Here is a 23,055-nt window from a genome sequence, read left to right as displayed (position 1 = left end):
TTAAATGACTCATTTATATTCCCTCCACTTCACGTACTTCGATCTTTGGCAGTCCTTGTTCGATCAGATCCCGCTGCGGTTCGTACCATTCAGGCAGCATCAGATGCGTGCCCAGCTCGTCTTCAGCCTCGTCACGGGCAAAGCCCGGAGGATCAGTCGCGATTTCGAAAAGAATTCCACCCGGTTCACGGAAGTATATCGCATTGAAATACTGACGGTCAATGACCTGCGTCGGCTGAAAGCCGATTTGCACCAGCAGCTCGCGCCATTTCTCATGCTCCTCGTAATCTCTGGCGCGCCATGCGATATGATGAACCGTTCCTGCACCCGGATTACCCCAGGATGCATTCTCCGCATTCACGTCGATGATATGGCCGATATCGCCGAAGCCTTGGAATCGAACCAGTCCATCGTCTTCGCCTATACGCAATAGTCCCAGCACTCTTTCGAGCACGAGCATCGTATTTTCCGACGACACGCTGCTCAGTACCGCTCCGCCGAAGCCTTTAATCGCATGCTCCACAGGAACGCCGTTAAAGGACCAAGCACTTGGCGTTCCTTCTTCGCGTTCAACAAGCTCGATCAGCAGACCCGATGGATCGGAAAAGCGCAGGAATCTCTCTCCGAAACGCGAGGTGGTTTCATGGCGGATTTCAAAGGCATCCAGACGGTTCATCCAGAACTCCATACTGCCCTTCGGGATGGCGTACACGGTAATGCTAACCTGCCCGCCGCCGATCTCGCCTGTTCTTGCGTTATCCTGAGGGAAGAAAGTAATGATGGTGCCCGGACTGCCGTTCTCGTTGCCGAAATACAGATGATACACATCCGGCGCATCAAAATTTATCGTTTTTTTGACAAGACGGAGTCCCAGGACACCCGCGTGGAAATCGACGTTTTGCTGGGCATTGTTCACGAATGCCGTTATATGGTGAATACCTGCTGTTCTTAACATATCCCTCTTGCCTCCTTATAATAATTAGTCTTAAATTTAAGATTATTAATTATATAATAGTTCAATTGGAGATAAATTGCAAGCGGCTTACGAATGGACAGCAAATCAGACCAAGTGGGAAGCTCTTGTCTCGTCAAAAAAGCCCCGCTGCTTCCAGCAATCCGGAAGCACGGGGCTTGATATCTCACAAAAATATATGCTACACAAGTGCCTTCGCAGCGATATCCGTACGGTTCTGTTTTCCGCTGAACGTAATACGTTCCGCATGCTCATAAGCTTTGTCGCGGGCTTCGGCAATGCCTGAACCCAAGCCGACAACGCCAAGCACACGGCCGCCGCTGGTCACGAATTGACCCTCGGCGTTCAGCGCCGTGCCAGCATGGAACACCAGCGCATCCTTTTCAATTTCCGATCTCTCTAATCCTTCAATCGGCAATCCTTTCGGGTAAGAAGCCGGATAGCCTTCGGATGCGAGCACAACACATACAGCAGCCTCATCGCTCCACTCGATTTCCACATCGGCAAGCGTACCATTCACTGCAGCAAGGAAGATCTCCAGCAAGTCGCTCTTCAGACGCGGAAGGACGACCTGTGTCTCGGGGTCGCCGAAGCGGGCATTGAATTCGACCGTTGTTGGAGTCCCGTCCGGCTGGATCATCAGCCCGGCGAACAATATGCCGCGGAAAGGACGGCCTTCGGCTACCATTGCCTTTGCCGTCGGCTTGATGATATGCTCAATGGCATTTTCGATAATGGCCGGGTCAATGTGGGGCAGCGGGGAATAGGTTCCCATCCCTCCCGTGTTCGGTCCGCGGTCGCCGTCGAATACCTGCTTATGATCCTGTGCGGCAGGCATCGGTCTTACCGTCTCCCCATCCACGAAGGAGAGGATCGACATTTCCTGTCCCTGCAGGAACTGCTCGATCACGACCTGCGCTCCCGATTCACCGAATACCTTCGATACCATGATATCCTGCAGCGCCTGATGCGCCTCTTCCATCGAATGCGCCACGGTCACGCCTTTTCCCGCGGCGAGCCCGTCCGCTTTGATGACGATCGGGGCCTGTTGCGTGTTCAGGTAAGCCGCAGCCGCGTCATAATTGTCGAATTTTTCATAAGCAGCCGTCGGAATGCTGTATTTGTGAAGCAGGTCCTTCATAAAGGTTTTGCTGCCTTCGATCTCAGCCGCATTCTTGCGCGGACCGAATACCGGAATTTCCTTCGTCTCGAACGCATCCACAATACCTTCCGCGAGCGGATCATCCGGTCCCACAACCACCAGTCCGACCTTCTTCTCTAGCGCAAACGCCGTCAGCTTGTCGAATTCGTTCACGGCAATCGGCACGCATTCCGCGATCTGACCGATCCCGGCATTTCCCGGTGCGCAGTAGATGTGTCCTGCCTTCGGGCTTTTATTCAGCGCCCACACGATTGCATGCTCGCGGCCTCCGCCGCCAATGACCAAAATATCCATGTCCGCCTCCTGTCTCTACCCCTGTTATATTGCAGGCTCCACCTGACTGCTTCTAGCCGCAGCAGGCAGAGCCTGGTCTCAATTTCATATGTCTGATCTGTTATTCGTTAGCAAAATTGAATACATAATAGTCACTTCAAATGCGATGGATTTTCCAATCGCTGTTGCTTCCAGATTTTATAATTATGGTTCAATAGGGTTAAAATCCGGGGGCAAAGGCGAACGCTACGCGTTTTCAGATCCATTCGCTTTCTCCGTTTTCATGTATTGCTTTGCTTTTCTATCTCTCTGTGTGATTAGTGTTTGAAATGTCTCACGCCCGTGAATACCATTGCGATGCCGTATTCGTTAGCCACTTTAATGGATTCTTCGTCCTTGATGGAACCGCCAGGCTGAATTACTGCCGTAATGCCCGCTTTGGCAGCAAGCTCCAGGGTGTCTCCCATCGGGAAGAAGGCATCGGATGCCAGGACGGAGCCTTCGGCTTTCTCTCCCGCTTGTTCGATGGCAATTTTGGCGGAACCGACACGGTTCATTTGTCCGGCGCCAACGCCAACGGTCATATTGTCCGCAGCGAGCACGATCGCATTGGATTTCACATGCTTAACCACTTTCCAGCCGAAGAGAAGCTGTTTCAGCTCTTCCGGAGTCGGCTGACGATCCGTTACGACCTTCAAATCGGCCTCGTCCACAGCATGAACATCGCTTTCCTGCACAACCATGCCGCCATCAATAGAAGTGACGACAAAGCTGCTCTTGCGCTCCTTGGCGGAACCGAACTCACCCATTTTGAGCAGGCGGATGTTTTTCTTTTTCGTCAGGATTTCAAGAGCTTCCTCCGTGAAGTCCGGTGCCAGCACGATCTCCAGGAAAATCTCGCTCAGCAGCTTCGCGGTATCACTGTCGATGATGCGGTTCGCAGCCACAATGCCGCCAAAAATGGAGGTCGGATCCGCGCTGTAGGCTTTTTCATAAGCCTCGAAAATGCTTTCCCCCACGCCTACGCCGCAAGGATTCATGTGCTTCACGGCCACGCAGGCCGGTTCGTCAAACTCTTTCACGATTTGCAGCGCTGCATTGGCATCATTAATGTTGTTGTACGACAATTCTTTGCCGTGAAGCTGCTCGGCAGTCGTCAATGTTCCCGCAGGAGCAAGCGGTTTGCGGTAAAATGCCGCTTTTTGATGCGGATTTTCTCCATAACGGAGATCCTGGATTTTTTCATAGGTCACGGTGTAGCGTTCCGGAAGAGGTTCGCCGGTCACGTTCGACAAATAATCGGAGATAAGGGCGTCGTATGCGCCAGTGTGGCGGAAGACTTTGGCTGCAAGCTGTTTGCGCGTATCGAGGGTGGTATCCCCTTGCTCGCGGATTTGCTCGATGACGGTGCCATAATCATGGGAATCCACGACCACAGTCACGAAAGCATGATTCTTGGCAGCCGAGCGGAGCATGGTTGGACCGCCGATGTCGATATTTTCGATGGCGTCCTCATAAGTTACATCCGGCTTGGCGATTGTTTCCTGGAACGGATAGAGGTTCACGACGACCAGATCGATGTAGTCCAGCCCCAAATCCTTCATCTGCTGCTGATGTTCTTCGCTGTCACGAACCGCAAGCAAGCCGCTGTGCACCGCAGGATGGAGTGTTTTAACACGTCCGTCAAGAATTTCGGGAAATCCCGTTACGTCGGAAATGCCGATCACCGGCACGCCTTCCTTCGCCAGCAGACTCTTCGTTCCGCCTGTCGAAATAATTTCCACGCCAAGTGCAGACAGCTCACGGCAAAAATCTACGATGCCCTTCTTATCCGAAACGCTTACGAGCGCTCTTTTTATACCCACAATATGTCTCCTCCTTTAAAGTTGAAGATGGGAAAATCCTGCTGATCGATCCACCAGCCCCCATATGTAGATCACGCCATCCATCGGCGCTGAATATATGGAGCCGGGTGAGCAGACTGCAGAATTCCGCCCCGTTCCTCGCGTAAAAACGCTAACTTTCGATGAACCTTATTTATTTCCCGAGAAATATCGAATGCGCGTACCCAGAAATATCCCTTTGAAACATAAAGGTGACAAAAAAGTGGCCATACTTTCAACAACTATTAAAATAAAGTACGTATCAATATCTCCAACATCAATGCCGTGCTAACGTGATGCCGTACAGTTTCTGTCATTCTTTGGGCTTCGTAAGCCGAACTTGTCGTCTAACGATAGTCCTTAGTATCTGCTTGGGTGACAGTCACTTCTCTGCCCTCTAGCCTCACGAATCCTTGGGCAAACCAAGAGACAACCGTCGGATAGAGTTCCCTTTCGATCCCATGAACAGCTTGGGCAAAAGATTCTGCGGTCTCACCGGAGACAATATCAATCGCTCTCTGGGCAATGATCGGTCCCGTATCCATGCCTTCATCGACAAAATGAACCGTTACGCCGCTCAGCTTCACACCGTATGCCAGCGCTTGTCCGATCGCATCCTTGCCCGGGAAAGCCGGCAGCAGCGATGGATGAATGTTGATGAGACGCCCTCTGTACTGGTGCACAATGACAGGGGTCAGCAGCCGCATATATCCCGCAAGTACGATCAAATCCACTTGAAGCTCCTCCAGACGCATGACAATTTCGCGCTCATACGCCTCGCGGGAATCGTAATCCTTAGGTTTGAACACATAAGCAGGTATACCAAGCTGCTCGGCTCGCCGTACTACGGGTGCGGAAGGCTTGTCGCAAACAAGCAGGGCGATCTTCGCGCCGCCCAGCGTATCAGTATTCGCAGCTTCCGCCAAAGCTTGAAAGTTGCTGCCTTCCCCCGAAGCAAACACGGCAATACGAAAAGTGCTCATTAAACGTCAGCTCCCGTGAAAGTTACCACAGACTCGCCTGCAGTCACTTTTCCGATCACGTAAGCCTCTTCGCCCTGCTCCTTCAAGAGCCCTAACGCTTGATCCGCATCCTCAGAAGCCACGACAAGCACCAGACCGATGCCCATGTTGAAGGTCGTGAACATATCACGGTTGGTAATGCCGCCTTTGCGCTGCATCAGCTCAAATATCGGCAGAATCGGCCAAGTGCCGTATTCAATGTCGACATTCACATGATCAGGCAGCATGCGCGGTATGTTTTCGATAAAGCCTCCGCCCGTAATATGGGCCATGCCTTTGACCTTTAATTGCTCTAACAGAGCAAGCAGCGGTTTGACATAGATTTTGGTAGGCTCCAGAAGTGTGTCACCCAGAGTACCTCCAAGCTCAGGAATCGAATCCTGCAGGCTGTAGCCCTGCTGTTCCAGCAGCAGCTTGCGGACCAGGGAGAAGCCGTTGCTGTGCACGCCGCTTGAAGCAAGACCGATGACGGTATCGCCTTCGGCAATGGTTTGGCCGTTAATGATTTTTTTCTTGTCGACAACGCCAACAGTAAATCCGGCAATATCGTACTCGCCTTCCGAGTACATCCCCGGCATTTCAGCCGTTTCGCCGCCGATCAGGGCGCAGCCGGATTGATGGCAACCTTCGGCAATCCCTGCAACAATCGCTTCGATCTTTTCAGGCACGACTTTATCGCAGGCGAGATAATCCAGGAAAAAGAGGGGCTCAGCACCCTGAACGACAATATCGTTGACGCACATGGCAACCGCATCAATACCAATCGTGTCATGGCGGTCCATGGCAAAAGCAATTTTCAGCTTCGTACCGACGCCGTCCGTTCCCGACACGAGAACCGGCTCCTCATATTTATCCTTATTCAACCCGAACAGCGCGCCGAAGCCGCCGAGATCGGTCATGACTTCAGGACGGAACGTCCGCTTCACGTGCTTCTTCATGCGTTCTACCGCTTCATTCCCTGCCGCAATATCGACACCGGCATTTTTATAGGCCTCAGACACTTCCCACGACACTTCCCTTCAGCATAGTTTGATCCATCGATTGAAGCGTAAAAGATCCCCATAAACATTCGAAATCGTTTAGTGATCCGCACCCATCCTCAACCTGATGAATGATTCATATGTTTAACGATACAACGATTAAATCACGCTTGATGCTCCTTAACCCAATCGTAAATCTGCTATAGAATGTTGAAATCGGCATCCAATATCGTTAACAGCTGCAGCCGAATTTCTCTTCTCCGTTAAAGTCCAGGCGAGTCGGATAATCATTGTCGAAGCAGGCCAGACAAAGGCCGCCCTTATAATCCTCTTCGTTATCGCCGGCAATCGAAGCAATCAAGCCTTCCGGAGTTAAGAATTCGAGTGAGTCCGCATTAATCTCACGACAAATTTCTTCGACCGTTCTTGACGAAGCGATCAGCTCGCGCCGGTCCGGCGTATCGATGCCGTAGAAGCAAGGGTTCTTGAACGGAGGCGAAGTAATCCGTACATGTACCTCGGTAGCCCCCGCTTCGCGAAGCAGGTTGACGATTCGGCGGGAGGTCGTTCCCCGCACGATCGAGTCGTCAATCATGACAACACGCTGGCCCTCCACCACGCGACGCACCGCGCTCAGCTTCATCTTCACGCCTTGCTCGCGCAGCTCCTGGCTTGGCTGGATAAAAGTCCTGCCCGTGTACTTGTTCTTAATCAATCCGAGTTCGTAAGGAATACCCGTCTGTTCCGCATAGCCAATGGCCGCCGAGATGCTGGAGTCCGGAACGCCGGTCACGATATCCGCATCCACGAAGGACTCAAGCGCCATGCGGCTGCCCATGCGCTTACGCGCAGCATGCTGGTTAGAACCGTTCATATCGCTGTCCGGACGTGCAAAATAGATATACTCCATCGCACAGAGCGCCTTCCGGTGCTTCTTCTCTTCGAATCGATCCTCGTGCAAACCTTCACGGTCCAGCACAAGCAGTTCGCCTGGCTCGATATCGCGTATGGATTCCGCTCCGATCGTTTCAAACGCACAGGTCTCGGAAGCGAAAATATATGCATCCCCTAGCTTACCCATCGTCAGAGGGCGAAGACCATGTGGATCGGAAGCCACGATTAGCTTGTCATTGGTCATAATCAGAAACGCATATCCGCCGACAATCCGGTTGAACGCATCCTTGGCCGCCTCGACAAGATCCTTTGATGATCGGGCAATCAGATGGGCAATAACCTCCGTATCGCTCGTCGTCTGGAAAATAGAACCGCTCTCCTCCAGCTCGCGCCGGATTTGCGGTGCATTCACGATATTACCGTTGGTTGCCACGGCGAGATCGCCAGCCCGGTACTTGAAGACCAGAGGCTGGGCATTCGTCAGCTTGCTGTCGCCGCTGGTCGAGTAACGTACATGACCAATGGAAATCGAGCCGCTTAGGGAAGACAGCATATCCTTGTCGAAAACTTCCTTCACTAAACCCATGCCGCGGTGGTAATGGAACTCCTCCCCATCGCTGACGCAAATCCCCGCGCTTTCTTCCCCGCGGTGCTGGAGGGCGTGAAGCCCGTAGTAGGACAGGGACGAGGCATCCGGATGTCCGAAGACACCGAATACGCCGCACTCTTCCTTCAATTTGTCGAAGAGGCCTTCTTTTCCGGCCCCTTCGTTATAATAGTCTCCGGTCCACAGCGTTTGCGGTGCTATTTCATGAGACATGGAATCGCATCCTCCCACACCTGACGCAGGCCTGCAACCGTTTCATTCAAAGCCGGCGCGTCGTTGATCTCTACCACCAGACTTTCCCCGCCAACAGAGCCGATCAAGGTTACTGGAACGCCCTGCTCAGACAGATACGCCTGCAGCTTGTCGGCATGTTCCTTCGTTGCAGACAACAGAATGCGCGATTGCGATTCGCTGAAGAGCGCCAGATCGTTACGAAGCTGTGAGCTGAGCGTTACGTGAGCGCCAAGCGAACCGCTGATGCAGGATTCGGCCAATGCCACCGCAAGCCCCCCTTCGGACAGGTCATGCGCGGATTGTACCAGCCCGCTTTGGATTGCGCCAAGAACGCCTGCAAGCAGCTTTTTCTCCGTATCCAGATCAAGCACCGGAGGACGACCTTCGGTTAATCCGTGAACCGCATATTGGAATTCGCTGCCACCCAATTCGGCTTGAGTGTTGCCTAGTAGGAAGATGACGTCACCCTCCTGTTTGAAGCCTTGCGTCGTAATATGGTCCGTATCATGCAGCAGACCTACCATGCCGACAACTGGAGTCGGATAAATGGCTCCGCTTGCATTTTCGTTGTACAAGCTGACATTCCCGCCGATAACCGGCGTATCCAGCACGCGACAGGCTTCCGCCATGCCGTCGACAGCACGTTCCATTTGCCAGAAAATATCCGGCTTTTCCGGACTGCCGAAATTTAAGTTGTCTGTAATCGCAAGCGGCTCTGCACCGGAGCAGACGATATTGCGCGCTGCTTCGCTGACGGCGATTTTGCCGCCAACCTCCGGATCCAGATATACATAACGTCCATTGCAGTCCGTTGTCATCGCAAGACCTTTGCGCGTGCCGTGAATGGTAATCACAGCCGCGTCCGAACCCGGACGAACCGCGGTACTGGTGCGGACCATATAGTCATATTGATTGTACACCCATGCTTTGCTGGCAACCGTCGGAGACGCGAGTACTTTTTTCAAGGCACCGCCGAGATCCTTCACTTCGTCGTAGCGCAGGGTATCCACTTTCTCGTTTTCCACATAATAAGCCGGCACGCTCGATGGTTTATCATACACGGGACACTCATCTACAAGCGCCTGTACCGGCATATCGCCAACCAGTTCACCGTGATGGAACAGTTTCAGACAGCCGTCGTCCGTTACTTTGCCGACTTTGGCGCAGATGACGCCCCAGCGCTCAAAGATTTCCATCGCCTGTGCTTCATCCTTCGGCTCAACAACGAACAGCATGCGCTCCTGGGATTCGGAGAGCATCATCTCGTAAGGTGTCATGCCTTCTTCACGCTGCGGCACCTGATCGAGGTAGAGCTCAAGGCCGTTGCCCGCTTTGCTTGCCATCTCAGCGCTGGAGCAAGTCAGACCGGCTGCACCCATGTCCTGAATGCCGAGCACAATGCCTGAATCGATGAGTTCGAGACAGGACTCCATAACCAGTTTTTCCATGAATGGATCGCCGACTTGAACGGCGGTTTTCTTCGCTTCCGATTCTTCACTCAGCTCCACCGAAGCAAAGGTCGCACCGTGAATGCCGTCACGACCAGTAGGAGGCCCTACATAGAACACCGGGTTACCTACGCCTTTGGCTACACCGCGCTGGATTTTATCATGATCGATCAAACCTACGCACATGGCGTTCACGAGCGGATTGCCGTCATAACTGTTGTCGAACATCACTTCGCCCGCTACGGTCGGAATGCCGATGCAGTTGCCATATCCCGCAATACCGGATACGACATGCTCGAACAAATACTTAACCCGGTCGCTCTCCAGCTTGCCGAAACGCAGCGAGTTGAGCAGGGCAACCGGTCTTGCGCCCATGGAGAAAATATCACGGATAATGCCGCCGACGCCTGTTGCTGCACCTTGGTAAGGTTCTACGGCCGAAGGGTGGTTATGACTTTCGATCTTGAAAACGACAGCTTGGTTATCGCCGATATCCACGATGCCAGCGCCCTCGCCGGGACCCATCAGGACGCGCGGTCCGCTGGTCGGAAAGCGGCGCAGCAGCGGCTTCGAGTTTTTGTACGCGCAATGCTCAGACCACATAACGCTGAATACGCCGATCTCTGTATAGTTAGGCTGACGTCCCATAAACGAACAAATCAGCTCATATTCGCTGTCAGATACACCAAACTGCTGATAAATTTTCTGCTCCGCAATCTGCTGTGCGGTTGGTTCCTTAGCGGACACTTGCTGTACCATGGGTATCCCTCCAAGCCTTCAGGATTGATGTAAACATGCGTTTGCCGTCCGCCGAGCCCAGCAGTTCGCTTACAGCCCGCTCCGGATGCGGCATCATGCCGACGACATTTCCCCGTACGTTCGAGATGCCTGCGATGTCGGCAAGAGAGCCGTTCGGGTTGTCTTTATACGTAAATACGATTTGGTTGTTCTGCTGAAGCTGCTTCAGCGTTTCCTCATCGCAATAGTAGTTGCCTTCGCCATGCGCGATCGGAATGACGATCTCTTCGTTCAGCTCAAAATCATTGGTAAACGGTGTCTGGTTATTAACCACCTTAAGCACGGTATCATGGCAGCGAAATTTCATCGACGTATTGCGCAGGAGCGCGCCAGGCAGAAGATTCGCCTCTGTCAAAATCTGAAAACCGTTACAGATGCCTAGAATGTATTTGCCTTCTTCTGCGGCCTTAGCTACTTCATTCATCACCGGCGCAAAGCGGGAAATCGCTCCGCAGCGAAGGTAGTCGCCATATGAAAACCCGCCTGGAACCAAAATGCAGTCATATGCAGAAAGATCGGTAGCGGTATGCCACACGTAGTCGACAGGCTCTTGGACCGCTTCTTCCACTGCTTTATAGCAGTCAATATCACAGTTGGAGCCGGGAAAGACAAGAACAGCAAATTTCATGGATGTTAGCCCTCCAATTCGTAACGGTAATCCTCAACCACCGTGTTTGCCAAAAGCTTTTCGCACATCTGTTTGATCTGGCGCTCCGCCTCTGCACGGTCATCCGTGTTCAGGCTCAGCTCCATATATTTACCGATGCGCAGACTTTCAACTTCCTGAAACCCCATCGAATGCAGCGCTCCTTGCACCGCAACCCCTTGCGGATCAAGTACGCCTTGCTTAATTGTGACATAGACCGTAGCTTTCAACATATTCTTCTGGTTCCTCCTCGGGTTAGATAGAATGAGCTTAAGAATTTTGTGCTTCGTTGCATCAGTGACCGCTACGGGTACGGATCGTTCTTCAGATCGATTCCGTCCCCTTCGCTGCTTTTGATTCAATACAGTCACTGGAAATGATGCGGAACATAGATTCAGATTAAGTAATGATTACGCCTGCTCGGTCAACCTGCGGTAAATATCCACATAACGACGGGTCGTTTCTTCCACCACTTTCGCGGGAAGCGGATCTGGCTGGCTGTTCTTATCCCATGTGGTGGAATCCAGATAGGCACGCACCGGCTGCTTGTCCATGCTGTCGATTTCGATGTCCAGCGCGTAGTTTTCTTTCGCCCAGAAGCGCGAGGAATCCGGCGTGAAGATTTCATCAATCAGGATCACCTTGCCCTCCAGAATGCCGAATTCAAACTTGCAGTCCGCCAAAATGATACCACGCTCCGCGCAATAATCCCTGGCAAAACCGTATAGCTTAAGGCTCTTCTCCTGCAGTTCTTCCGCAAGGTCCTCGCCGATGATCTTCTTCATCTGCTCCATCGAGATGTCTTCATCGTGGCCGACATCGTTTTTCGCAGCAGGGGTGAAGATCGGCTCCGGAAACGCCTCGTTTTTGCGCATGCCACCCGGAAGCTTGATCCCGTTGACCTCACCGGAAGCCTGATACTGCCTCCAGCCGCCCCCGGTGATATAACCTCTGACCACGCATTCCATGTCGATACGCTCGGCCTTGCGGACAACCATGATTCGGTCTTTCAGAAGCGCTTTGTCTTTCGCGATATCCCCAAGAAGCTCTACGTCGGTGTGAACCACGTGGTTTTCCATCAGTTCCCCGGTCTTCTCAAACCAGAAAGCGCTGAGCCGGTTCAGAACATTTCCTTTTTCCGGAACCGCCGGGTCCAACACATAATCGTACGCGGAAATCCGATCCGTGACGACGATGAGCACATGCTCCCCCAAATCGTACAACTCACGTACCTTGCCTTTGTAAAGCAGCGGCGCATCAACAAGTTCCACAGCAGTGGATACAGCCGGTGATGTCATGTGAATCCTCCCCATTTTTCGGCTCAACACATTTCATGATTGAATTCTGATGTTGAGCCTTTTTCCCTCATCCTCTATCCCAAGTCACTCTATCAAGCTAAAGCCGCCCCGTGTTTATACCAGGCCCAGCTTTTTGAAAATAGTATCGACATGCTTCAAATGCCAGGATGGATTGAAAGCATCTTCAATTTCCTCTGCGCTGAGCACGTTCGCGATTTCCGGCGTCGATTCCACGATATCGCGGAACTGGCGTTGTTCTTCCCAGGCCTGCATCGCGCGCGGTTGCACGGTATCGTATGCCTGCTCGCGGCTGAAGCCCTTGTCGATCAGCTTCGTCATCACGCGTCCGGAGAACGGAACGCCGTAAGTACGGGCCATGTTGCGCTTCATGTTTTCCGGGAACACGGTCAAATTCTTCACGATATTGCCAAAGCGGTTCAGCATGTAGTTCAGCAGCATCGTCGCATCCGGCAAAATAATCCGTTCTACCGAGGAATGCGAGATATCGCGTTCATGCCAGAGCGCCACGTCCTCGTATGCTGTCACCATATGTCCGCGGATCACGCGGGACAGACCGGAGATATTCTCGCAGCCGATCGGATTGCGTTTATGCGGCATAGCCGATGAACCCTTTTGTCCCTTGGCAAAAGCTTCTTCTACTTCGCGCACTTCGCTCTTTTGCAGGGCACGGATTTCCGTTGCAAATTTGTCGAGAGATGTTGCAATCAAAGCAAGCGTAGCCATATATTCGGCATGACGGTCACGCTGCAGCGTTTGCGTCGAGATTGGAGCCGGGCTGGTACCCAGCTTTTTGCATACGAATTCCTCGACGAATGGGTCGATGTTCGCGTAGGTGCCGACAGCTCCCGAGATTTTTCCGAACTCCACGCCTTTAGCCGCATGGCGGAAACGCTCCAGATTACGCTTCATTTCCTCGTGCCACAATGCCATTTTCAATCCGAAAGTAGTCGGTTCGGCATGCACGCCATGCGTGCGGCCCATCATCGGAGTATCTTTGTAAGCAACCGCTTTGTCCTTCAGAATTTCGATGAAACGAATCAGGTCTTGTTCAATGATTTCATTGGCCTGGCGAAGCAGGTAACCTAGTGCTGTATCCACCACGTCGGTCGAAGTCAGGCCGTAATGCACCCATTTGCGTTCTGCTCCAAGGCTTTCCGATACGGTACGTGTAAAAGCGATTACGTCATGACGCGTTTCCAGCTCAATTTCACTAATACGCTCAATGTTAAAAGTGGCATTTTCGCGTAGCAGTTTGGTGTCTTCCTTCGGGATGACTCCGAGCTCCGCCCATGCTTCACAAGCGCATAGTTCCACTTCGAGCCAAGCCTTAAATTTATTTTCCTCGGTCCAGATGGCCCGCATTTCCGGTCTGCTGTAACGTTCAATCATGTTTTATCCTTGCCTCCAAATATGAGTTTGTTCGATCCAGTCCAGCGCATGCTGAACATCCTTGCATAACAGATTGATATGGCCCATTTTGCGGCCCGTCTTGCTTTCATTCTTACCATATAAATGAAGCTTAGGCACGACGCCATATTCGCTTAATGCGTTATCCGGCAGTCCTGTCCGCTTCACGACTTCATCCAGATGCTGTCCCAGCACGTTCACCATCACGACAGGGCTCAGCAGTGTTGTATCCCCGAGCGGCAGATTACAGATCGCTCGCACATGCTGCTCGAATTGGGAGGTTGCACATGCTTCCATCGTATAATGTCCGGAATTGTGAGGGCGCGGAGCCACTTCGTTCACATACAGCTCACCATCTCTGGTCACGAACATCTCAACGGCGAGAAGCCCCGCGACATGCAAGCTTTCTGCCAGCTTTTCCGCGAGCTTCCGTGCTTCTCGCTGGATTCCTTCCTCTATCCTTGCCGGAACGATCGACAGATGCAAGATACCGTCCACATGGATATTTTCCGAAACAGGAAAGCTTTTCACTTCTCCTTGTGGGCTTCGGGCTGCGATTACGGAGATTTCCGCTTGGAAAGCGATAAATTTCTCAAGCACCAGTTCTCGTCCGGTTGCTGCAAGCTCCGTGTGCGCTGCTTCCAGCTCGTCAGCAGAGCGGATGACTGCTTGTCCCTTTCCATCATAACCGCCGGTTGCCGTTTTCAGCACGCACGGGAGACCTAGTTCTTCGGCCGCCTTCACCAAGCTTGGCAAATCCGTAATCTCACGATACGGAGCCACGGGCACACCTGCAGCTTCGATCGCATGTTTTTCCCGCAGCCGATGCTGCGTCGTGTACAGCAGCGTACTTCCTTGCGGAACGTACGATTCATTCTCGAGGAGGGCGGCTACGCCGGCATCCACATTTTCAAATTCATACGTGATGACATCCGATGCGAGCGCCAGATTGCGTGCAGCTGCTTCATCACTGTAAGAAGCTTCGATCTGAGGCGTAACTTGCCCGCACGGCGATGATGACGTCGGGTCCAGCGTAATGAACCGATATCCCATGGCCGTTCCGGAGAGCGCCATCATTCGTCCAAGCTGGCCCCCGCCCAGTACGCCGATAGTCGAACCTGGCAGGAGGGTTTTTGCGTTCTTCACTTGACTGCTTTGTTCCTTACTCATAACGAGTCACTGCTTTCCAGTACTTCGTTACGGATATGATCCCGCCGAGCCTGTACCCGATTTTGAATGACAGGATCCGAAGCTCCAAGAATCTGGGCAGCCAGCAGTCCGGCATTCGTCGCTCCCGCCTGACCGATCGCCACCGTTGCAACCGGAATGCCTCCTGGCATTTGCACGATGGACAGCAGTGAATCCAGTCCGTTCAGCGCCTTCGTCTGCACCGGCACGCCAATCACAGGCAGTACGGTTTTGGCAGCAACCATGCCCGGCAAATGCGCGGCGCCGCCTGCACCCGCGATGATGACCTTAATGCCGCGCTGTGCCGCCTCTTCCGCAAAGGTAAACATCAAATCCGGCGTACGATGCGCGGATACGACCTTTTTCTCATATGGAATATTCAATTCATCGAGCACCTTGCAAGCGTGCTGCATCGTTTCCCAATCCGATTTGCTGCCCATGATGACAGCGACCGATGCTGACATGTCCTCATACCTACTTTCATGTTGGTTTTAGAAATCATGAATCTGGGTTTTCTAAAGAAAGCCGAAAATAAGACCAAAAAGCCCGGTCCCAAGAAAATAGTGATTTTCAGGATACCGGACCATGTCAGGAATACGTCTGGCGTGCCAAACGGTGCATGCACAAAAGGCAGACGCCAAGGCGAAAGAGGCAGCCTTACGCCTCCCTTGCGGTATTCCCTCGTAGTCCGGAAATTTACGGTCTCCGGGTAGAAACTTCCGGGCCTTATCCCCGGCATTATACGAGCATTTTTCAATTGTATGTGTTGGTTGTTGTCGAAAGCCTCCGAATAAGGGGGCTTACATCTATCAGTTTAACAATCCCCTACATCACATGTCAACTCAAACACGAACAATTAAAAGGAACATATATTTAATGTTCGTTTTTTGGCCGTTTCATGCCTAAAAAGTAAGCCAGTGCACCTTTAACCTCCGGCACACTGGCTCACCATTTCTATTTTATTACTTAATCACCAGAACAGGTATACGTGCATGCTGCACCACATTGTGGCTGACACTGCCAAGCACGAATTCACGAATTCCTCCAAGTCCGCGGCTGCCGATAATAATGACATCCGAACCTTTATCCTTGGCATATTTCAAAATCGTTTCCGCAGGTGCTCCCTGGATCATTTCCACATTGAAATTCACGCCTTCGTCCGATAAGCGCTTTTTGGCTTCGTCCACCGTCTGTTCAGCCAGATCGTAAAAATCCTTGTTCACAGAAGCCGGAATCGGAGCAAGTCCTTCGCCGATAAAGACACGCGGAAAATCGAATGCATGCAGCACTTGAATTTCTGAGCCTGGAGCAGCCTTAGCCAATTCAATCGCACGGTCAAGAGCCTTATTGGAAGCTTTGGAACCATCATAAGCCAGAAGAATTTTAGAGAATAACATGTGAACCCACCTCTTCTTTCTCTGTTTTGTTAAACTGCCATGTATTAAACGATTTAACCTTGAATCGGCTCCATTAATCACTTTCGCGATTGGAAGCAGACCCGCTTTAAGATGTAGAAATCGATAAAGCCTGTTCAAAAGCAAAACCTAGCTTAAAAAATAGGCATACAGAACGGCATTCACAAACAACAGCAGAGGGATGCCAATACGGAAGCTCCAATGTCGTGTCTTATGGCGTTTGCGGTACATCGCAATCCATACTCCAAGCGCCCCGCCGATCGCAGCAAGCAAAAACAACGTTTTCTCAGGCACGCGCTCGCGCCTGTTCCTTGCTCTTCTCTTATCCTCGGACATAACCAGGTAGCCCACTGCATTGATGAAAATAAACCATACCCAAAGGGCTGTTCTCACCGGGGAACCACCTCCGTTCCTACTGCCTACATAAAATGAACTAAAGTTTAATCCCCCTTCTTCTGAATTCCAGGGTGTCATCAACGAGATGGCTTATCCATTCTTTAGTTCAATTTATATAGCTTCATTATAAATCTGCCAACGAAAGGAAACAATGTCGAAACTCAAAATTATTTCAGTTCCTAAGCTTTTAATCAAAATCATGAATCGGCCGGGCTCACCTTCACACCTGAAAGAGATCCCAATCAAACGACGGGCCGCCGTTACTTATCGTTTTTCTGCTCCATCGCCGCTTTTAGAAGTTCCCCCAGATTGGAGACAGCTGCGGATTCCGTACTGGAATACTGCTGAACCAGCTTGCGTGCTTCCTTCTTGTTCACATGTTTATTGTCCTTGTTCAGCGTTTCGGTTATGCCGCATGGCAGACATTGCACGTACATGCCGGCCTTGCCTTCCTTTATCTCCATTTTCTTGTGGCACTGCGGGCAGCGGCGGTTCGACAACCGCTTCTCATCCGAGCGGCGGTAACCGCAATCATCGCTTGGACATATCAGCATTTTACCGCGCTTGCCTTTTTTCTCAAGCAGTTTTGTTCCACACTGCGGGCAATGGCTGTTAGACACGTTATGAGGCTTATAACCGGCAGAACTGTTTTTCACCCCGGCAACGAGATCTTTGGACATGCCGCGGATGCCTTGAAGGAAAGGCTCCGGTTTACCCTGGCCGCGAGCAATCTTTTCAAGTTCGGCTTCCCAGCGAGCAGTAAGCTCCGGCGTGCGCAGTTCGGGCGCTACCAGCTCAATCAACTGTTTGCCTTTTCCCGTCGGATGCAAAAGATTGCCTTGACGCTCGATCGTATCGGAATTGATCAGCTTTTCAATAATATCCGCGCGTGTAGCAGGCGTACCTAGTCCATGCTTTTCCATCTGCGAGAGCAGGCTTGCCTCCGTGTAACGTTTCGGAGGAAGTGTTCTTCCTGCTTGCGCTTGAATGCGCTGCACTTTCACGGAGTCGCCTTCATGTAGCTCGGGCAGCAGAGACGAACTGTCATCCGCTTCATCCTCATTATCGTCATCAGAGAGATCATCCGCATCGGTACCGTAAACTTCACGCCAGCCTGCATCCTTGATTGTCGTGCCTTTGACATGCAGGTGCTCTCCCTCTACGTTCACGATCACACTCACATTGTCGTAACGAGCCGGAGGGTAGAACAAGCTGATGAAGCGGCGAACAATCAGATCATAGAGCTTTCTTTCCTCGGTGCTCAGTTGATTCAGCAGCACGGTCTCTTCCGTAGGAATGATCGCATGGTGATCGCTGACCTTGGAGTCATCGACGATCCGCTTGGTAACAGGCAGACTTTTGCGCAGCAGCGGACGGGCAAGCGTAGCATACGGTCCAACGGCCACGCTCTCCAGCCGCTCCTTCAACGTGTGAACCATATCCGAGGTCAAATAGCGGCTATCCGTTCGGGGATAGGTGACCAGCTTGTATTGTTCATACAATCGCTGCAACACATTGGAAGTCTGTTTTGCGGAAAAGCCGTATTTGCGGTTCGCATCCCGTTGAAGCTCCGTCAGATCATAGGCAAGCGGATGCGCCTCGACCTTCTCCGTTTTCTTCACCTGACTGACCTTGCCATACTGGCCTTCAAGCTTCTTTTTCAATGTATCGGTCTGTTGGCGTTCGAAGATACGTGCATCTCCGTTTTTTCCGCGCCAAGTCGCCGAAAAGTTTCCAAAATCGGCTTTGAGCGTGTCATACTCCTGCGAACGAAAGTTCACGATTTCTTTCTCGCGGTCCATGATCATACCAAGCGTCGGCGTTTGTACGCGTCCTGCGGACAGCTGTGCGCCAAACTTGACGGTCAGCGCACGGGTCACATTAAGCCCGATCATCCAATCCGCTTCCGCCCGGCACCGTGCCGATTCATACAGACGGTCAAACTGATTGCCCGGACGCAAAGACGCAAATCCCTCTTTAATGGCTTTATCCGTTTGGGATGAAATCCATAAGCGCTGAAACGGCTTGTTCCAATGGGCCATTTTCATGATCCAGCGGGCCAGGAGCTCACCCTCACGTGCCGCATCGGTTGCGATGATCAGCTTGTTCACGTCCTGCCGCTTGGTCAGCGACTGCACGACCTTATACTGTTGGCCGGTCTCACGCAGTACTTTCAGTTTCATCTTGTCCGGCAGGATCGGCAAATCCTCCAGGTTCCATGTGGCATACTTATGATCATAATCCTCCGGCTCGGCCAAGCCGACCAAATGTCCCAGTGCCCAAGTCACAATATATTGAGGGCCTTCAAAAAATCCCTTGTGTTTTTCCCTGCTTCCCATGACCCGCGCAATCTCACGTGCCACGGAAGGTTTTTCAGCTAATACGAGTGATTTCATAACGCTCCCCTTTCTTAAGATATCAGAAGGCAAAGGCCTCAGGGCAACCGCATCCTGATATCGCAAGAAAAACTTCCGCCATACGCGTTCTGCCTTGTTTTGACGCTCCTTCAGGACAGACGTTTTTCCTTTACTGACCATTATAGCATCCATAGGCCTGCGTCATGAAATCCGGTTTACATCCATCAAGCAAAAATCCCTCCGGGACACCTTAAGCGGATAAGAATCTCGCGGCTGTGCCAGAAGGGACTATTTTATGATTCAAAATATCGGTCTTAAGTGGACTACAGGTAGGATGAAGATTCGGGTTACTGTTCTTGCTTTGGAATCCCGTTCAAACTGGGCGGAACCTTGGCGGCCTTATCCGGATGCGGAGTAATAATCTCTTCTTTGCGGCTGGCTCTGTTTTGTTGATTATTGATTTTCAGCGGTTTATGATGCGGCATGAATATCCCCCCTTTATGTTATGAATCCCCAAATATCTTTTTCCTTATCCATGTAAAATAGTTCTTAAAGCCTATACAATGATGAATTATGAAATTTATTATACAAAAAACCGCAAAAATATAGATTATCTTGTCTAATTTTGTTAAATTAAAAATGGCTATAAAAACCAATGATACTTTCTAAAGGTAATGTGCTATACCATTTGAACTATGCGGGGTGAACAAATAAGCTACTGTGAACATACACACAAAAAACTTAGGTAATTAGTCGTGAACCAAGCCATTGTGTAAATCAGAAACAGGGGGACATCTAGTGAAAGTACGTCATCTATCATTAAAGTACAAAATCGTTTTATTATTGATACCCATTGTCATCGTTATTTTCATGGCAATTTTACAATTGAATATCAATACGTTGAAATCCGGCTTGTCCCGGGACTTGGAGCATGAGCTTGAGGGCATCGGAAATTTGACGGCAATGCAGCTCGATCCGGCTCAGATCACTTCATTAGTCAATCATTCGAGTAAAGACAATCCCGATTTTGCAAAAGTTCAAAACCAGCTGGATTATATCCAAAAGGTACAGGGAACCATGTCTTCAGGATATATATGGAAATTCCAAGACGGAAAAGCCTACTCGGTTGCGTTCACATCCGATTTGGATAATGCAGAGACGGATTTCAGCAAACCCGTGGACGGATTATCGCCTGTTAATTTGAAGGCAGGAACACAGGCCTATGAAACGGGAACCCGCCAAATTACCGGCATGTATTCAGATGCTCTCGGTTCATGGAGAACGATCATGCTCCCTATTCGAAATGAAGGCAAGGTCATTGCCGTGCTGGGAATCGATTATTCCGCAGCATATATTAATGATGCCGTGAGCGCGTCACGAACCAAGCAAATCATCATCACTCTTGTCGGGATTGCCATTACAGGCTTGATTATCTATTACATTGTTCACCGTCTTTTGAGGCCTCTGCGGAACATTGTGCGTATGGCTAATAAAATAGCCGATGGCGATCTCAGTACCCAGGATTTCACGGCTGATTCTAAAGATGAAATCGGACAGCTGTTCAACGCGATCGGCAAAATGAACACCCATCTTCGTTCGCTCATCCAGAACATCCAAGAGCAGTCCAAACTTATGATGAGCTCATCCGAGCAGTTAAAAACCGGCGCCTCCGAGACGGAAAGCTACTCGCTCTCTGTCACGAAGAATATTTCCGAGGTTGCCGAACAGACGACAACGACCTCTAAAATTGCCGATGATACGGTGACCGTTCTGGAGGAGACTGCCCTAGGCATTCAGCGTATTGCCGAGTCCACCTCCTCCGCTTCGGAAGAATCCAACCAGATGGCCGATGATGCGGAAGCAGGGCATAAGGTACTCCAAGAAATGATGAATCAGATGGAGGCCATCAATACCTCAGTGGGGCAAATCTCGCGAGTGCTTCATAACTTGAACGTACGTATTACGGAAATCGGTACTTTTACCGATTTGATCACGGAAGTGTCTCAGCAAACGAATCTGTTATCGCTTAATGCTTCAATTGAAGCAGCACGTGCAGGAGAGCATGGAGCCGGTTTTGCTGTCGTGGCCAGCGAAATCCGCAAGCTGGCAGAGAGCACCAGTAAGTCGGCTGCGGGAATCTCGGATCTTGTCTCACGCATTCAAGACAGCACCAACGATTCACTGAATGCGGCAGAACATGGACAGCAGGAAGCTACCCATGGTATGTCTCTTGCAACGGAAGCCGGACAAGCCTTCAACCGCATTCTGAGCTCCACGAGTAATGTGGCGATGCAGATGCAGGAAATCTCCGCATCTCTGGAGCAGATATCTGCTTCCTCCGAAGAAGCTACTGCATCGGTGACCGAACTGAAATATGCAGCAGGCAATATCTCCCGCACTTCGGGCCAAGTGTCGGAAGCTGCGAGTAAACAGCTGGATTTTATTCAGGAAATCAGCAAGTCCAGCCAATCTCTGAATGAGGTTAGTCGCCAACTACAGGATCAGATTATGGTATTTAAGGTGAAATAATCAGTATTAATAATATAAAAAAAGCGCCGGGACTCTTCGTCCGGCGCTTTTTTATATTTACTTGGTAGTTTATGCGATTGCTGCGGGGGTCATCTTAAAGAGGGTTCAGCAAGACATGCTTCAAAAAAAGAGCTTCCGTCTGCAGCTTGTCCTTTGAAATAAATTCGGCCATCCACGGTATCTGAACGGTAAACCTCTATTTCATCCCCCACTAACGCTTCATGTTGGTAGGTTATTTTAAACGATCCCATCGTAAGATGGTCGAGCTCCTCTTTGCTTAGTGCATCCATGCACAGATCCGCATAACGCGAATTATTGAGATGACCGTTCGCATCGATACCGCTGTAGCGGACGACGGACCGGTATGCCTCCGACAGGACTGCCTCTTCAGGGATCTTCACTTTATCAGGTGCTTCTCCGACCGAATCATCCGATTTGATCGGCACTTCAAACGTAAAAGCAGAAGGACGCAGCACCTTTCTTTTGCTTATATCCACCAGAGCCCAAATGCTGCACGCCTCGGCAATGATTTCACCCTCACTGCCTGTAATCCGGAAATCACGCTGCCAGAGGGCGCCTTTCGGCCCCTTGTTCCACGTATGGATCACAATTTCCTCCAATGCTCTTGGAATCCGCTGCACTCGCAAATCCATGGTAATCAGCATCCATCCCATGCCTTGAGCCATCATCTGATCACGCGTTGCTCCCAGTCGCTCCAGGTCAGCATCAGCCGTTCGCTGCATCAAAGCAAGAATGACGGACAAGCGTGCCTCCGATTTATAATCTATGTCATTGGAATGAATAAGATAACTCTCGTTCCACTTGATATCCATAGGCTTTCACTCTCCTGTATCTAAATCATAACTTGCCTCATTATCGAAAACCAGCAAAGAGGCCACAAGCCAAACTAAATTGCGGTAACCGATTTAAAGCTTAAGATCCATAAGTCACGTGAAGCATTTGAACAAGATCATGAATCTACCAGAGAAGGTCAAAGAACTCCACGAACAGGATATCCCTGATCGCAGAGCGGACTAAGAATGAAGGCAACCCGGCCGAACCGGTGCCGATAAATATTAATGAACACATAACAATTCAGGAAAGAATCTATCGTGAGTTATCCTCATGTTCATAACTATCCGGCCATTACAGTTTGTCAGTTCTTTTTGTTAAAAAACTGTGTATTATGGGGATGAATTTGTGAATTTGTGGAGAACTTTTTGTGAGATTCTCTAAAATTACAAATTTCGATTGATTTCTCTGTGTACAAGTGTTCTTTCTGAATGGAAAACTGAAGAAGCTGTGGATGAATCGAGATTAAAAAACAGCCTATCCACAGATGGGGACAAAAAAACCACTGTCAATTGTTATCAACAGTGGTTCTTCGCTTGGCAGCATCCTACTCTCCCAGGACCCTTCGGTCCAAGTACCATCGGCGCTGGAGGGCTTAACGGTCGTGTTCGGGATGGGTACGCGTGGAACCCCTCCGCCATCGCCACCAAACGATTCAAGCGATTTGATCAC

Annotated in this window: 19 protein-coding genes, 1 rRNA gene and 1 riboswitch; of the genes, 1 reads left to right on the top strand and 19 read right to left on the bottom strand. The window is 50.8% G+C overall.

Annotated features, from left to right (window positions below; translation table 11 throughout):
- Positions 1-13: 13 nt before the first annotated feature.
- The 17 genes from GRF59_RS26100 to GRF59_RS29530 form a co-directional block, all read right to left on the bottom strand.
- Entirely contained in the window at positions 14-955 is a 942-nt protein-coding gene (locus tag GRF59_RS26100) for a ring-cleaving dioxygenase (RefSeq protein ID WP_160500664.1), read from the bottom strand.
- A gap of 199 nt (positions 956-1,154) precedes the next feature.
- Positions 1,155-2,429, bottom strand: coding sequence for a phosphoribosylamine--glycine ligase (gene purD / locus GRF59_RS26095; RefSeq protein ID WP_160500663.1), 1,275 nt, complete (start codon positions 2,427-2,429; stop codon positions 1,155-1,157).
- A 296-nt stretch (positions 2,430-2,725) separates the two neighbouring features.
- Positions 2,726-4,273, bottom strand: coding sequence for a bifunctional phosphoribosylaminoimidazolecarboxamide formyltransferase/IMP cyclohydrolase (gene purH / locus GRF59_RS26090; RefSeq protein WP_160500662.1), 1,548 nt, complete (start codon positions 4,271-4,273; stop codon positions 2,726-2,728).
- A 365-nt stretch (positions 4,274-4,638) separates the two neighbouring features.
- A complete protein-coding gene (gene purN, locus GRF59_RS26085) occupies positions 4,639-5,274 on the bottom strand; it encodes a phosphoribosylglycinamide formyltransferase (protein WP_160500661.1) in 636 nt (211 codons plus the stop codon).
- On the bottom strand, positions 5,274-6,314 hold the full coding sequence (gene purM / locus GRF59_RS26080) for a phosphoribosylformylglycinamidine cyclo-ligase (protein ID WP_160500660.1): 1,041 nt from the start codon (positions 6,312-6,314) through the stop codon (positions 5,274-5,276). Before purM ends, purN begins: the two co-directional genes overlap by 1 nt.
- Before the next feature lie 211 nt (positions 6,315-6,525).
- On the bottom strand, positions 6,526-8,007 hold the full coding sequence (purF, locus tag GRF59_RS26075) for an amidophosphoribosyltransferase (protein ID WP_160500659.1): 1,482 nt from the start codon (positions 8,005-8,007) through the stop codon (positions 6,526-6,528).
- On the bottom strand, positions 7,992-10,235 hold the full coding sequence (purL, locus tag GRF59_RS26070) for a phosphoribosylformylglycinamidine synthase subunit PurL (RefSeq protein ID WP_160500658.1): 2,244 nt from the start codon (positions 10,233-10,235) through the stop codon (positions 7,992-7,994). The genes purF and purL overlap by 16 nt, the downstream gene beginning before the upstream one ends.
- On the bottom strand, positions 10,213-10,902 hold the full coding sequence (gene purQ / locus GRF59_RS26065; RefSeq protein ID WP_160500657.1) for a phosphoribosylformylglycinamidine synthase subunit PurQ: 690 nt from the start codon (positions 10,900-10,902) through the stop codon (positions 10,213-10,215). The genes purL and purQ overlap by 23 nt, the downstream gene beginning before the upstream one ends.
- A gap of 5 nt (positions 10,903-10,907) precedes the next feature.
- Positions 10,908-11,153 carry a phosphoribosylformylglycinamidine synthase subunit PurS gene (gene purS, locus GRF59_RS26060; protein WP_160500656.1) on the bottom strand — a complete coding sequence of 82 codons (246 nt, stop codon included), beginning with the start codon at positions 11,151-11,153 and terminating at the stop codon, positions 10,908-10,910.
- Positions 11,154-11,330: 177 nt separating this feature from the next.
- Positions 11,331-12,218 (bottom strand): phosphoribosylaminoimidazolesuccinocarboxamide synthase, encoded by an 888-nt coding sequence (locus GRF59_RS26055; protein WP_160500655.1) that lies wholly within the window; start codon positions 12,216-12,218, stop codon positions 11,331-11,333.
- Positions 12,219-12,332: 114 nt separating this feature from the next.
- Positions 12,333-13,628, bottom strand: a complete 1,296-nt coding sequence (gene purB, locus GRF59_RS26050; protein ID WP_160500654.1) for an adenylosuccinate lyase — start codon at positions 13,626-13,628, stop codon at positions 12,333-12,335.
- A 3-nt stretch (positions 13,629-13,631) separates the two neighbouring features.
- On the bottom strand, positions 13,632-14,816 hold the full coding sequence (gene purK / locus GRF59_RS26045) for a 5-(carboxyamino)imidazole ribonucleotide synthase (RefSeq protein ID WP_160500653.1): 1,185 nt from the start codon (positions 14,814-14,816) through the stop codon (positions 13,632-13,634).
- On the bottom strand, positions 14,813-15,298 hold the full coding sequence (purE, locus tag GRF59_RS26040) for a 5-(carboxyamino)imidazole ribonucleotide mutase (RefSeq protein ID WP_160500652.1): 486 nt from the start codon (positions 15,296-15,298) through the stop codon (positions 14,813-14,815). Before purE ends, purK begins: the two co-directional genes overlap by 4 nt.
- Before the next feature lie 200 nt (positions 15,299-15,498).
- Positions 15,499-15,600, bottom strand: a riboswitch (purine riboswitch).
- A gap of 196 nt (positions 15,601-15,796) precedes the next feature.
- On the bottom strand, positions 15,797-16,231 hold the full coding sequence (locus tag GRF59_RS26035; protein WP_160500651.1) for a universal stress protein: 435 nt from the start codon (positions 16,229-16,231) through the stop codon (positions 15,797-15,799).
- A gap of 147 nt (positions 16,232-16,378) precedes the next feature.
- Entirely contained in the window at positions 16,379-16,642 is a 264-nt protein-coding gene (locus GRF59_RS30080; RefSeq protein ID WP_160500650.1) for a DUF1294 domain-containing protein, read from the bottom strand.
- A gap of 263 nt (positions 16,643-16,905) precedes the next feature.
- Entirely contained in the window at positions 16,906-19,041 is a 2,136-nt protein-coding gene (locus tag GRF59_RS26025; protein WP_160500649.1) for a DNA topoisomerase III, read from the bottom strand.
- A 308-nt stretch (positions 19,042-19,349) separates the two neighbouring features.
- Positions 19,350-19,487 (bottom strand): hypothetical protein, encoded by a 138-nt coding sequence (locus GRF59_RS29530; RefSeq protein ID WP_202128889.1) that lies wholly within the window; start codon positions 19,485-19,487, stop codon positions 19,350-19,352.
- Between the two features lie 313 nt (positions 19,488-19,800).
- Between GRF59_RS29530 and GRF59_RS29870 the strand changes: the two genes are divergently transcribed.
- Positions 19,801-21,531 carry a methyl-accepting chemotaxis protein gene (locus tag GRF59_RS29870; protein WP_160500648.1) on the top strand — a complete coding sequence of 577 codons (1,731 nt, stop codon included), beginning with the start codon at positions 19,801-19,803 and terminating at the stop codon, positions 21,529-21,531.
- Positions 21,532-21,620: 89 nt separating this feature from the next.
- On the opposite strand, the gene GRF59_RS26015 is transcribed toward GRF59_RS29870, so the two are convergent.
- Complete coding sequence (locus GRF59_RS26015) at positions 21,621-22,364, bottom strand: acyl-[acyl-carrier-protein] thioesterase (RefSeq protein WP_160500647.1); 744 nt, start codon at positions 22,362-22,364, stop codon at positions 21,621-21,623.
- A 553-nt stretch (positions 22,365-22,917) separates the two neighbouring features.
- Positions 22,918-23,034 (bottom strand): 5S ribosomal RNA (gene rrf / locus GRF59_RS26010).
- Between the last annotated feature and the right edge of the window lie 21 nt (positions 23,035-23,055).

Source organism: Paenibacillus dendrobii (genome assembly GCF_009807035.1).
Classification (GTDB): domain Bacteria; phylum Bacillota; class Bacilli; order Paenibacillales; family Paenibacillaceae; genus Paenibacillus_AQ; species Paenibacillus_AQ dendrobii.
The sequence above is the reverse complement of the archived record's forward strand: the minus strand, read 5'-3'. Positions and strand labels throughout refer to the sequence as shown.